Annotated in this window: 9 protein-coding genes and 1 pseudogene; 8 read left to right on the top strand and 2 right to left on the bottom strand. The window is 48.6% G+C overall.

Annotation, left to right across the window (positions count from 1 at the left end; translation table 11 throughout):
* Window positions 1-69 precede the first annotated feature (69 nt).
* Entirely contained in the window at window positions 70-1,230 is a 1,161-nt protein-coding gene (locus DB847_RS09835) for an MFS transporter (RefSeq protein WP_108650524.1), read from the bottom strand.
* A 481-nt stretch (window positions 1,231-1,711) separates the two neighbouring features.
* On the opposite strand from DB847_RS09835, the gene DB847_RS09840 reads away from it, so the two are divergent.
* The 3 genes from DB847_RS09840 (at window position 1,712) to DB847_RS09850 (ending at window position 4,008) form a co-directional block, all read left to right on the top strand.
* On the top strand, window positions 1,712-1,972 hold the full coding sequence (locus DB847_RS09840) for a hypothetical protein (protein ID WP_108650525.1): 261 nt from the start codon (window positions 1,712-1,714) through the stop codon (window positions 1,970-1,972).
* Between the two features lie 480 nt (window positions 1,973-2,452).
* Entirely contained in the window at window positions 2,453-3,319 is an 867-nt protein-coding gene (locus tag DB847_RS09845) for a hypothetical protein (RefSeq protein WP_108650526.1), read from the top strand.
* Window positions 3,304-4,008, top strand: a complete 705-nt coding sequence (locus DB847_RS09850) for a hypothetical protein (RefSeq protein WP_108650527.1) — start codon at window positions 3,304-3,306, stop codon at window positions 4,006-4,008. The genes DB847_RS09845 and DB847_RS09850 overlap by 16 nt, the downstream gene beginning before the upstream one ends.
* A gap of 431 nt (window positions 4,009-4,439) precedes the next feature.
* On the opposite strand, the gene DB847_RS09860 is transcribed toward DB847_RS09850, so the two are convergent.
* A complete protein-coding gene (locus tag DB847_RS09860) occupies window positions 4,440-5,285 on the bottom strand; it encodes a helix-turn-helix domain-containing protein (protein ID WP_234418546.1) in 846 nt (281 codons plus the stop codon).
* 369 nt (window positions 5,286-5,654) lie between these two features.
* Here DB847_RS09860 and istA point away from each other — a divergent pair.
* From istA to DB847_RS09890, 5 genes and pseudogenes are all read left to right on the top strand, one after another.
* Window positions 5,655-7,201, top strand: a pseudogene (istA, locus tag DB847_RS09865) (IS21 family transposase).
* 9 nt (window positions 7,202-7,210) lie between these two features.
* On the top strand, window positions 7,211-7,966 hold the full coding sequence (gene istB, locus DB847_RS09870) for an IS21-like element helper ATPase IstB (RefSeq protein WP_108649424.1): 756 nt from the start codon (window positions 7,211-7,213) through the stop codon (window positions 7,964-7,966).
* Window positions 7,967-8,141: 175 nt separating this feature from the next.
* Complete coding sequence (locus DB847_RS09875) at window positions 8,142-9,566, top strand: glycoside hydrolase family 2 TIM barrel-domain containing protein (RefSeq protein ID WP_108650530.1); 1,425 nt, start codon at window positions 8,142-8,144, stop codon at window positions 9,564-9,566.
* Between the two features lie 298 nt (window positions 9,567-9,864).
* A complete protein-coding gene (locus DB847_RS09885; RefSeq protein ID WP_108650532.1) occupies window positions 9,865-11,289 on the top strand; it encodes an IS4 family transposase in 1,425 nt (474 codons plus the stop codon).
* 88 nt (window positions 11,290-11,377) lie between these two features.
* Complete coding sequence (locus DB847_RS09890; RefSeq protein ID WP_108650533.1) at window positions 11,378-11,986, top strand: hypothetical protein; 609 nt, start codon at window positions 11,378-11,380, stop codon at window positions 11,984-11,986.
* Window positions 11,987-12,062: the final 76 nt, after the last annotated feature.

Raw genomic sequence — 12,062 nt, forward strand, 5'->3', positions numbered from 1 at the left:
GCACAACTGTCAGGCCGCGGATGCTGCACAAGGATGTGCGAATGTAGCGGTAGTCATGGATGGCGTAAGCTACCTGCGGGTCAGCCCGTAATAGCAAGCGGCTGCAATGGCGCTCAAACCGAGCATCACTCCCGCCAGGGGAATAAATGTATCGGTACCGACGCAGGTGGCGATCATGGTTCCGCTAAAGGCGCTGAGCATCTGGATCATGCCTGCCAGACCAGCAACTCTTCCTCCCCATGTTTTTGGAAAGGGCAGGAACATGGCGCTGGTGGTGTTTGAAAACAGAAGTCCTGCGCCCGAGCCAAACAGGGCTAAAGGGATCAGCAGAGCTGGCAGTGATTGTGTATTGGGCAGGCTTATCGCCAGCAAGGCGATCGGGGCCAGATTAATAAAAATCAGGGCTATGCCGTTTAACTGGTGCAGAGTGAGCCTTCCAATGAGCAATGAATTGGCAATTTTTGCCAGTAGTATGGTTGCACTGAGGCTAAGAGTGAACCATCCATAGCTGACTGCGTTCAACTGAAACTGTTTATGGAGCACAAAAGGGCTGATCGAAAAGAACACCATGGCACCGCTAAAGGCCAGAGACTTAGCGAGGGCGTTGGCAACAAACTGCCTATGGGAGAGGATCTGATGATAACTATGCCGCAGCTCAGCCCAACCAGCGCTAGCGAGGTTGGGCTGGGTTGATGGATCATCTTTCATCCAGGTGAGTGCGAATAATACCAACAGTGAGTAGCAGAAGATCAGGGTAAATATCAGTTGCCATCCATACAAGTGGCTGATGTATCCGCCAATAATAGGAGCGAGCAGTGGCCCTAAGCCGAAAATAACTGACAGTAGCGAAGCGGTTCTGGCAAAGCGCTGATCTCTGGCGATAGCGGGGACGGCGACACTGATTGCGGAAAAACCAGTCCCCTGGAGAAAACGTCCGAGGTTTAGTATCCACAGCTTGGTTGCTACAGCCGATAGCAGGGCACCAAAGCATCCCAGCCACAGCACCCTTAGCGCCCCCCGCCTTTTACCAAACCGGTCCAGCAGTGGCCCATAGAGCAGTTGTCCCATCGCAAAGGCGATGAGATAGAGGCTGATACTTAGCTGTACCGAGCTGGGTTCAGCCGAGAAGGATTGGCTAATTTGCGGCAGACTGGGAACATACATATCGGTTGCAGCTGACCCGAGCAACCCCATAAAGATCAATAGAGTACATAACGCAGGATAGGACATGGAAAACTCCCCTGGTTTGTAAAAACAATCCCTTCCCTATGTTTTTATCCAAAGAAGTTACTGGTGGTGAGTTCGACCCTTGCTCGCGTGGAGCTTTCCCGATGGAAGGGGGAGGCGCAGGGTTCGCTTCAATGATCCTACGTTTTCGGTTCAGACCCGTCAATTGTGAGTGAATACTTCGTATGGGTCTGATTCTGAGGACTCTGCCAGATATGTTAGATTAGAACGATGCCTATATCCGTTAGCGACTTAGCTGTGTAAGATTCATAAGCTGTTAAAAAATATAGGTTTTATCTATGTCGGCTTTTTGCGACAGACCCTGCCAAAAAAAATGCGTCAATATTTGACGCAACCTGTTGTTAGTATTTCATCCTGAGAAGTGCAACCAAGAAAGATATGTGGATATCGCCTTTGATGATGATAGATAGAGCCCATAACTTTCTTAACTGTTTAGTCGTTCTTATGATTGGGTGAGGCCGTTATGAGTAAAGTAAGAAATAAGCTGTTGATGACTTTGCGTACTTATGATCAATGGATGACCTCAAAAGAGTTATCTGAGAAATCCGGTGTGTCCGAGAATAGCATCCACTGTGCGTTTGCCTGCTTAGACTCAGATAACGTGATGTATAAGCTTAATGCCCAGGGGGCTCGCTTGTATCGCTATAAGAACAATCAGTATTTCTGGAGTATGGCACTGAATTTTCCAATTCCAACCATGACACGCCAACAGGCATGGGGATAAGTCGCTACTTTTTGATGCCCATGGATATAGTGACACCAAACCCTGTTAATGATGTTGGTCTTGCATGCCCGGGATAGCTGAGCATAATGATGCTAAAAAGCATAAATTGAAACTTAAAATGAGCCTAGGCATGTTACCTTTATCATGGGATAAGCTAGTTTTAATTTATTAAACGATATAATTTGTCGTGCGAATTATTTGCTTTTTTGAACTGGATTGACTTGAGTCCTGATCACTCTAACAATTAACCCTGATGAATGGTTATAGATGTTTTTCATCCTGACATGAGCCGCCTTTTTGAGGTGCCGTGGCTCTATCAATTACTATTTTTCATGGTTTAGAGTAGTGGACTGTTATTTAATTAAACTGAATGCTGAGTAAGTTATTTAAATGAATAGTCAAACTATCCAGGTTTTTTATCTGTGCGCTCCTTATTATCTGGATAGCTCTACTCTCTAAAGTCTTTTTGGAGAGATTCCAATGCAAGTCAAAAAGTTAGTGGGTTTGTTAGGTTTAGTGGGGGCCATGACGGTCACTCCTTTCTATGCCACGGCTTCTGGAGCTGCGGCCCTGATGCCAGTTAATAATCATGCAACCAAGCCTCAGGATGTGATGTATTACCAAAATGCCACATCGAAAACCATTACCCTGATGAACCACTCCAATAAAGTCATCTATCCGGTATTGGTTGGGGCAAACTCCAATTCGAAATATGACCGCCACGATCCTGAAAATCAGGCGTACCGTGCATATGTGGGTTACCAGGAAAATGGCAGGAACTACCTTGGCTTAAAGCCAGGAACAGTGGTGAAAATTCCAGTGCCCCAGGCCTTTTGGGATTCCGGGAGGATGGAGTTATTAGATGCTAATCCAGTGTCATCCAAAGATAGTAATACATTTACTTATAAGGTGGATGCAACACGTTTTGCTCAGCCCATTAGCAAAACTGCATCCATGACACTGAAAAGTGGGGAAACTCTGCAGGGCAGTGATGGGGTGCTGATGCTCTATCACTCACCGGTTCCTCAGGCGATGGGACTGGATGCACCGAGTCAGCTGATTGAGTTTACCTATCGCGATCCCTCACTGGCAGGCCCCGGGGCTCCTGCGTCAGAGACCCATAACCTGATCAACTATGATGTTTCCTACGTGGACCATATGTATCTGCCGGTAGCGATGGAGGCTCAATCTCCGAGCGGGAGTGCCCAGGTTGGATACATAGGCACCGGGATCAGTGTCGATAAGATGCAAAATGCAATCAAAGAGTTTGCTGATAATAGTGGCGATATTCTGGGGATTACTTTGATGGCAATGGCTGGCCAGAATTTTACATGCCGGCAGGTTTGACCCAAAGCGTGAAGATCCCGGGAGCCTATAACCTGTTTGCCCTCAATGGTCCGGCGTCAACTTATGATTCCAGCGAAAAGATGCTGGCAACCGGCACCCAGATGGGTGACCAGATCCAGGCTCAAAAGCTGACCTCTCTGTGGTTCTCCTGGGTTGCTTATTACCAGAAGAGCTCTGGTGCACCTCAGATCCCGGGGCAGGATCAGGTACAACTGAGCCCATTGAGCATCACGCGTGCAGAAAAGAGCAAGGCAGATGGGTTTGCCAAAGTCGTTTACAATGTGGTTGCTAACTTCCGTCAGGCGTTCCCCAAGGCAACCCCTGAGCAACTTATCGAAAATATTGTCGGTTTCTATCTGCCAACCGATAGAAAAACCACTCAAACCCGCGCTCAGCTAACCGAACAGGTGAAATCCCTGCTGCGTGGAGTACCGGATTACACCAAGACTCCCGATGATAAAAGCTGGTATCCGGATCCGAGCCAGGATGATTCAGCCAAATACAACCTGGACCCCTTTGTCTGGTTTGCCCATATCAAACTTGGGATGACAGGCTATGGCTTCTCGATTGATGATGATACCGCCGATGTGGGGGTTAATGGAGCCGAGAATCTGTATGTGAGTATCGGTAGTTTAGCGGGCCTTCCTAATCAGGATCCCTATGACAGAGGGCCTCAGCCCGGACCATAACCTTCGCCTTCTAAGGTGAATCTCACCTTTGCACCGGGCTGGCAAGGGGGAAGTTACTCCATCCGTGGCTGTGGGGTGACGGGGAGTGCGATAACCAGTACCACCTATGGGTTGAAACCGACTGCGGATGATGCTTGTCAGCTTACACTGAGTGATAGCAGTCACAGCTACCAGTATCAGCTGAGCTTTAGTCATGGCAGGATTAACTCAGTCACAACTCCAGAGAGTCAAGATCCCAACCATCATGGGGTGAACTTCTTACAACCCCACGGCGGAAATATTAGCGTCCCAGTGCCAAGCGCTATTTTTGGCAGCTAGTTTTGGATCAGGATGAGAATAAAGGGCTGCACTTCAGCCCTTTTTATGCGTCTCAACAATTCCTATCTATCGATTGTTGATCAATTCTTACCCTTGAATCGAGGCAATGGCGACTAGCGCCATAATTTGGCATATTGCTCCGGCGTCATTCCAGCATATTTACGGAACATGGCGATAAAGGCTGAAGGTGAAGTATAACCGACATCGAAGGCGAGTTGCTGAATGGATATTGGATCGCGCTTGAGCCGGTCCAATGCGTGAATGAACCGACATCTTTGGCGCCACTCACTAAATGTCAGGTTGAGCTCTTTTTTAAATCGCCGGGCCAAAGTCCTCTCTGTGGTGAAAAGCTTCTCAGCCCAATCATCAAGGGAGGCTTCATCCCCGGGGTATCGATTCAAATGTTCAATGATGGGTTGAAGATATCGGTCACAGCTGGTTGGCAGATAAGTTCTCATCAAAGGGGCTTGAATCAACTGTTCGATTAACACCTCTGACAATCTTAATTGAGATGCATTCCAGATCTCTGTAATACCAGATGCGATAAAATGATTGATAACCGCTTTGAGCAGGGGAGGGATAGCCTTAACGCATGGGTGATCCGGTAAGCCCTGGACGGAGGGACTCACTTTAAGGATACACATTTGGTTGACATTTTTAGTGGCACAGGAATGCTCAGTCTGTTGTGGAACCCAGATCGCATTATCCCTGGGTGCAATCAGGTGCTGGCCATTGGTTTTGACTTCAGCAATACCCTCATCAATCAATACTAAATGTGCGTAGTTATGGGAGTGGCTTTTGTAAGCATGATCAGCTTGACAATTCTGGTATGTAAAACTTATCTGTGACTCCAGATTATTCAGGTCGGCTATGTCATTCATAGGTTGTCTATTAAAAGGCATCAGGTGTCGAGTTGAGAATATAGGGCAAAAGTATACTGTGTGAAAATAGCTCCACAAATTATGGACAGGGAGTTCGACTATAGGATGTGAGATCTAACCTGAATCGAAAGTTATTTATATTATCGAAAGCATATGGGAAGAATTGTCTATTTCCATGTGTCAATTCATGCTTTTTCTTCTTTTTAATCAGCTTGCGTTTTTTGGTCCATCGCGATCACCCAATAAGATCGATAGCGATCACTGAATAATATCGATCGCGATCGCTCAATAATATCGATGGCGATCACTTTTGAGTTTTATATTATTGGGTGATCGGCATGAATATTATGCAGTCCCGACCGAAATGTTATTCATTTCAACTCCCGTTTCGCAGGTGTTTTTTTAACCGGCTATGCTCTCTGTTTGACCTCGAGCGGAGAGCCAGCCATGCCAACGGTGCATATCACCATGCGAAAACTCAAAGAGATCCTCAGACTCAAGTACCAAGGCGGCCTGAGTCACCGCCAGATCGCAAGCAGCCTGTCTGTGTCTCCGTCGACTGTGTCCAATTACTGCAAAAGGGCCCAACAGATGGGGCTATGCCAATGGCCTCTGCCTGCTGAGTGGGATGAAGAGCGGCTGCGCCGTGAGTTCCTTGAGACCCGGATCACGGTTCGTCAGACACCTCCTCTGCCGGATTGGGCCGTGGCCCATCAGGAGCTCAGACGCAAAGGGATGACGCTACAACTCCTGTGGGAGGAGTATGCTGAGCGACATCCCAAGAACCACTACAGCTATAACCATTACTGCATGCGTTATCGTGAGTGGCGTAAATGCCAGTCTCCCTCAATGCGTCAGAGCCATAAAGCCGGTGAAAAACTGTTTGTTGATTACTGCGGTCCAACCGTGCCCATCGTGGATCCGAGGACTGGGGAGGAGCGTCGGGCTCAGATCTTTGTCGCTGTGATGGGTGCATCCAGCTACACCTACGCCGATGCAACCTTGAGTCAGGGGCTGGAAGACTGGGTGATGAGCCATAAACGGGCCTTCGAATTTCTGGGGGAGTACCAGAGATGATCGTTCCGGATAATCTCAAAAGCGGAGTCAGTAGAGCGTGTCGCTACGAGCCAGATCTCAATCCTACCTATCAGCAGCTGGCTGCACACTATGGTGTTGCAGTGCTTCCTGCCCGTCCTTACAAGCCCAAAGATAAAGCCAAGGCTGAGGTGGGCGTGCAGATCGTTGAGCGCTGGATCCTGGCAAAACTGCGCCATGAGACCTTCTTCAGTCTGGCTCAGCTAAACCAGCGGATCGGGGCTCTGCTCACCGAGTTGAACAATCGCCCGTTCAAGAAGCTGCCGGGAAGCCGTAAATCACAGTTTGAATTGCTAGACAAACCGGTGCTCAAATCGCTGCCTCAAAACCCCTATCAGTTCACCCGGGTGAAGGCGGTTCGGGTTCATATCGACTATCACATCGAGCTCGACAAGCACTACTACTCGGTTCCCTATACCCTGCTCAAACGCAAGCTTGAAGCGCATATCTGCGACAACCTGGTACGGATCTATCATGGTGGTCGCTGTGTCGCGACACATCCACGCAGCTATCAGCAGGGAGGGCAAACCACCCACCCCGATCATATGCCGGTCGCACACCAAAAGCAGATGCAATGGACCCCGGGACGCTTTCTGAACTGGGCTCAGGAGATAGGCCCCTCCACGCTTGCGGTGATCAAACAGCTGCTCTACCGAAAGTCCCACCCGGAGCTTGGATATCGGGCCAGCCTTGGGATCCTCAACCTGGAAAAGCGATATGGACGCCCCCGCTTAGAAGCGGCCTGCCAGCGAGCAGACCGAACGGGCGTTTACTATCAGAAAGGGATCCGCTCCATCCTGGAAAAGGGGCTGGATGGCCAGCCACTGCCCGAAACTCAGCCGGATCGTCTGGCGGAGCTCACTCACCTCAATATCCGTGGCTCAGGCTACTATCACTAAGGATCAAAGATGACAGAACAACTCAAACAGCAACTTCGGGAGCTGAAACTAAGTGGTATCCGGGATGCCCTGGAAAGGCAACATCAGCAACCCGGGCACTACCAGGAACTCGGGTTCGAAGAGCGACTCAGCCTGCTGCTGGAGCAGGAGCTGACGGATCGGTCTCAGCGGCGGATCGAGCGCCTTATCAAGCAGGCCCGATTCCGGCTGCAGGCAAATCTGGAGCAACTGGATTATCGAAGTGATCGCGGCTTGCATAGAGCCCAGATCCGCTCACTGGCAGAGGGATACTGGCTTAGCCTGGGGCAGACTCTGATCCTGACCGGGGCGACCGGGTGCGGGAAAACCTATCTGGCCTGCGCCCTGGGCCATCACTTCTGTCTGCAGGGACTCGGGGTTCGCTACTTCCGGTTTAAAGAGCTGCTGGAGCAACTGCAGCTGGCTCAGGCTGATGGCAGCTATCGAAAGCTGATGGTTCAGTTGAGAAACACGCCGCTTCTGATCCTCGATGACTGGGGACTGGAGTCGCTGAATGCGCTTCAGCGTAGCGATCTACTGGAGTTAATCGATGCTCGCCATGGTCACGGAGCCACACTGATCGGCAGCCAGCTTCCGCTGGAGCACTGGCACACAATGATCGGTGAATCAACCCATGCGGATGCGATCCTGGATCGTCTGGTTCATGGAGCGATCCGTGTAGAATTATGCGGAGAATCGATGAGAAAAATCACCGCAGAGTTGACGGATGCCGATCACTCAGGGTAAAAAATAACCCAGTCTGTGAGACGGGATGTTGAGGTGATCGACATCATATTATTCGGTGATCGCCATCGCGATAATACGCAATCAGCTTTATTTTTGTGTGAAAATTGAGCGTTAATCCTTATGTATGAGCATGAATAATTCTTTTATGAGTTAAATCTAACTTATTGGTGCTTTTATGAGATATGCAACTAAAAAAATTACGCTAGCCACAGCGGTACTGACTTTGCTCAGTTCAGGTATCGCTCAGGCTGCAAGCTCTGCTCCATACTCAGATGTAACTATTCCAAAAATAGATGCCATAGTATCGAATTTTAGTATTCAGGTTCAGTTACCTTCTTCCTGGAAATTAGATCAGAAACAAAACCCGATCACCTACACTCTTCAGGGCGAAAAAAATGGTAGCTGGAGCAATATTTTTGGTACTGGAGCACAGGCAAATACTCAGATAACTCTCCCTGTGGTGGGGGGGAGTGCTTCGCCCAAGTCTGTTCACGTGGTTGTCCCTAAGTTTTCAACGGCTGGTTATTCTGATTACCGCTTGTTATTTATGGTCAAGGTTAGCACAGATCATCATTACCAGATGCTGGGTACGATTCCATTACAAAGTGGACAAGTGAGTAATAACGGATCTGTTGCTGGAAACATCTATACATTGGAGTGGCAAAATGGTGCGCCACAGCAGCTTAATCCGACTGGAGGAATCAATGCACTAACCACATCAACTCATCCGCCTAAAATTGCTGTTGACCCTCAAACGAAACATAAAATCCTGATGGTATGGAGTGAGACTAAGGGAGATTATGAGCCATTCTTTATTCGAGGGATGGACTATGAGCCGACGCCGGTGGGGCAGCTGAATGAGAGTGGCTCACCCATTACAGCTCCTGGTGAATCCGTTCACCTGGCTGATTTTAACCAAACAGGTGGTGGACAAATATGCTCATCTTTAGTGGGTGGACCCTTTGGTACTCCGAATAAGTCTTACTGCTTTGATAGCGATATGACAGGCCCGATGCACCAATACCTGAATAATACATCGCTAGCTGGTGCAGCAGAGCATAATGCCCTCCTTAAGCAAAGATGGGAAAGAGACTTTAAAATGATGAAGGCGATGGGAGTCAATACTATTCGGATTTATCATATTGACCCCCTGGTTCGGAATATGACCGATTTTCTGAACCTTGCTCATAGCTATGGAATCTATACCATAATGCCTGCGCCTGCTCCAAATCCTTCACAAACATTTGAAGGGAGCCCGTTAACAGGACATCTTCTGAGCTGGGAGCAAATGAGGGAGCCTAATAGTGGTCAGCCCTGGTCTGCCCTCATGCAGTTAGAGTTGGCGAAGTACGCAGCGAATTCGGATATCCTTGCCTGGACTGTGGGTAATGAAACAGAAGCGGATGAGCCTACTAACCCTGTGGCAAAATCAGCTGCAAAGGTTGAATGGACGCTGGCGAAAACCATAAAGCAGTTTGATCCGAATTTGCTGGTCACATCAACGAACCAGGATCACTATAATAGTGTTGACAACTTCAAGAGCTATTATGATGTCTTTAAAAAAGAGGGGGTGGAAGCTATCTTGATTTTTACTCTGTGAATTCCTATCGAGGCATGACTCCAACTAAGCTGGAACTTTCAGGAATGCAGAGCTTATTTAATACATACAACCAGCTAAAAAGCCCATATAACCTACCTCTGTTTATATCTGAATGGGGTAAGTATGATGACTATGATTGGGGAAAATTTGATGACCAGTGGGGCTTCGCGCGCCTGTGGCGCATGCTCTTAACCAGTAACTCTGATCCTGTCTCTTCTACACATCTCAAGAGCAGGGGAACTTTCTGAGCATAGAGTGATCTGATCATCGTATAATCCCGTTTCAAGGTACTCATACGATGCAGATTTCTCCCCATGATCCCCAACGCTGGGCCCAGCACATCTTTGGTTCGGCACAGCTTGGAGACGTGCGGCGTACAGCCCGGTTAGTCACACTCGCCAGCCATTGTGGTAGACATGTGGGGAAATCTTTGGCCGCTTCCTGTGAGGGTGACGATGCCCTGCTTGAAGGCAGCTATCGCTTTATCCGTAATCCAAAGGTCGAACCAATGAAAATACGTCAGGCTGGTTTTGAAAGGACAGTTGAGATAGCCCAGGATATTCCCGAACTCCTGGCTCTGGAGGACACCTCTTCATTAAGTTACAAGCACCAAGCCGCTTCGAAGCTGGGGAAATTAGGAAAGAAGGAGGATAAATCAAGAGGATTCTGGGTGCATTCCCAGTTACTACTCAATGCCCGAACGCAGCAAACGATAGGGTTGGTTCATCAGGAGTGGTGGTTGCGGCCGGATAACCCTGAGGATGCAGACGAGAAAGAGAGTGGTAAGTGGCCCGATGCGTCAGCCCTTTGCCGACACAGGATGGGAGCGCTGATGTCCCGGGTGATCACCGTTTGTGATCGAGAAGCAGATATCTTTGACTATCTCAAGGATAAGAAGGAGCACCAAGAAAGATTTATCGTGCGGGCAAAGCATATGCGCAAAGTGGAAGAGTCCGGACTCCCTTTAGATGAACATCTGCGCTCCCAAGCTTCCCTGGGCGGATATGAGCTTCATATCCCTCAAAAAGGGATGGTAGATAAGCATGGGAAACGGAAGAATCGGCCGACTCGCAAGGCGAGGCTACAAGTCTTTAGCAGCTCATTGACCCTCACTCAGGGGGGCAGAACTCTCACCCTCAACGCAGTACTGGCTGAAGAGCTGGGTCAGCCTAATGGTGCAGAGCCGATCCGCTGGCTTCTGCTGACCAGCGAGCCAGTTTCAACTCTGGAAGAGGCCCTGAAAGTTATCCAGAGCTACACGGCCAGATGGCGAGTGGAGGATTTCCACAAAGCCTGGAAATCCGGTGCAGGTGTAGAAGAGCTAAGAATGGGGTCGGTAGACAATCTGGAGCGAATGGCGTCGATACTTGGCTTTTCAGCGGTTCGGCTGATGCAGTTGCGGGAGAGTTTTACCTTGCCACTCAGCCTGAAGAAGCTGGGCCTGATTAAAGAGGCGAAGGAGGTCAGTCAGATAAGTGCGTCACGAGTGCTTACCGGAGAAGAGATTAAGCTCTTGATCTTGCTGCGCAATAAGAAGCAAACGTTCGAACCGAGTTTGGAGTGGGCTTACCAGGAGATTGCAAAGCTGGGAGGGTTCAATGATACCAAACGAAGCGGGATCGCAGGCTGGGATACTCTCTGGGAAGGTTGGAATCGACTTCAGGATTATCTTCGAGGATTTATGGTTGCCAGAGAGGCTATGACTTCAGGCTTGGAGATCTGATCAAGAGACAGACTCTGATCTTCTTGGGGCTGCTTACTTTGAGTTTTCGGATGAGCCGGTTGCAAAAAACCTTAGGGAGCAGCATTACATGGGGCTTGTTTCCTATCGCTTACCTGAGGACTATAGTCCTGATAATGATATGATTTCGGATGAGATCATGCCGAAGTTTAGTGGCTATAAGGGTGTGTTAGTGGGTGATAGTGGAATGTATCAGAACTACCCGGCGGTCAAACAAGCGGGGGTATTTGATTCCTTTATTGGTGATAACAGTGACTCTTTAACCCATGACTCCGGAGTCAATGTTGTTCCGAATATCTCTTACTGTTCATTTAGCCAGTCACCCGCACCGTGGGATATTCATTCAAACTGCTTAAAGCTAGATGCTTCGGTAAATCAAGCACAGCACCCTTATGTAATATCCATTACAAAGCCTGACTCTGTGACTATTGATAAGCAAACACTCAATAATATATCTATCACAACGGCCGATAATAATATGACAGGAACAGTAACTATTGTTGCCCATGATAGCTCTTCCGGACATAAGGCAACCCTGAAAATTGGTTTTAGTAAGCTAGGGGATATTCCGAGTGAACAGAATAATACTATGCTGAGTGAAGGCTTTTCAGGAAGACCAATGGCTCAGTGGGATAGTGCTAACCAAAAGTTGCTGATATCCCTTACACCTATTGCATAAAGCATTAATTGCTATGAATTAGTGTTATGGGCAGCCTTAGCCTGCCTAAGAAACAGGCTAAGGCTGCTCTTTTCAT

The sequence above is a fragment of the Dongshaea marina genome (genome assembly GCF_003072645.1).
In the GTDB taxonomy this organism is placed as follows: Bacteria; Pseudomonadota; Gammaproteobacteria; order Enterobacterales; family Aeromonadaceae; genus Dongshaea; species Dongshaea marina.

What these genes read in the sequence shown, in the direction of transcription:
- DB847_RS09835 (WP_108650524.1), bottom strand. Translation starts at nt 1,230, where the DNA reads ATGTCCTATCCTGCGTTATGTACTCTATTGATCTTTATGGGGTTGCTC.
- DB847_RS09840 (WP_108650525.1), top strand. Translation starts at nt 1,712, where the DNA reads ATGAGTAAAGTAAGAAATAAGCTGTTGATGACTTTGCGTACTTATGAT.
- DB847_RS09845 (WP_108650526.1), top strand. Translation starts at nt 2,453, where the DNA reads ATGCAAGTCAAAAAGTTAGTGGGTTTGTTAGGTTTAGTGGGGGCCATG.
- DB847_RS09850 (WP_108650527.1), top strand. Translation starts at nt 3,304, where the DNA reads ATGCCGGCAGGTTTGACCCAAAGCGTGAAGATCCCGGGAGCCTATAAC.
- istB (WP_108649424.1), top strand. Translation starts at nt 7,211, where the DNA reads ATGACAGAACAACTCAAACAGCAACTTCGGGAGCTGAAACTAAGTGGT.
- DB847_RS09875 (WP_108650530.1), top strand. Translation starts at nt 8,142, where the DNA reads ATGAGATATGCAACTAAAAAAATTACGCTAGCCACAGCGGTACTGACT.
- DB847_RS09885 (WP_108650532.1), top strand. Translation starts at nt 9,865, where the DNA reads ATGCAGATTTCTCCCCATGATCCCCAACGCTGGGCCCAGCACATCTTT.
- DB847_RS09890 (WP_108650533.1), top strand. Translation starts at nt 11,378, where the DNA reads ATGGGGCTTGTTTCCTATCGCTTACCTGAGGACTATAGTCCTGATAAT.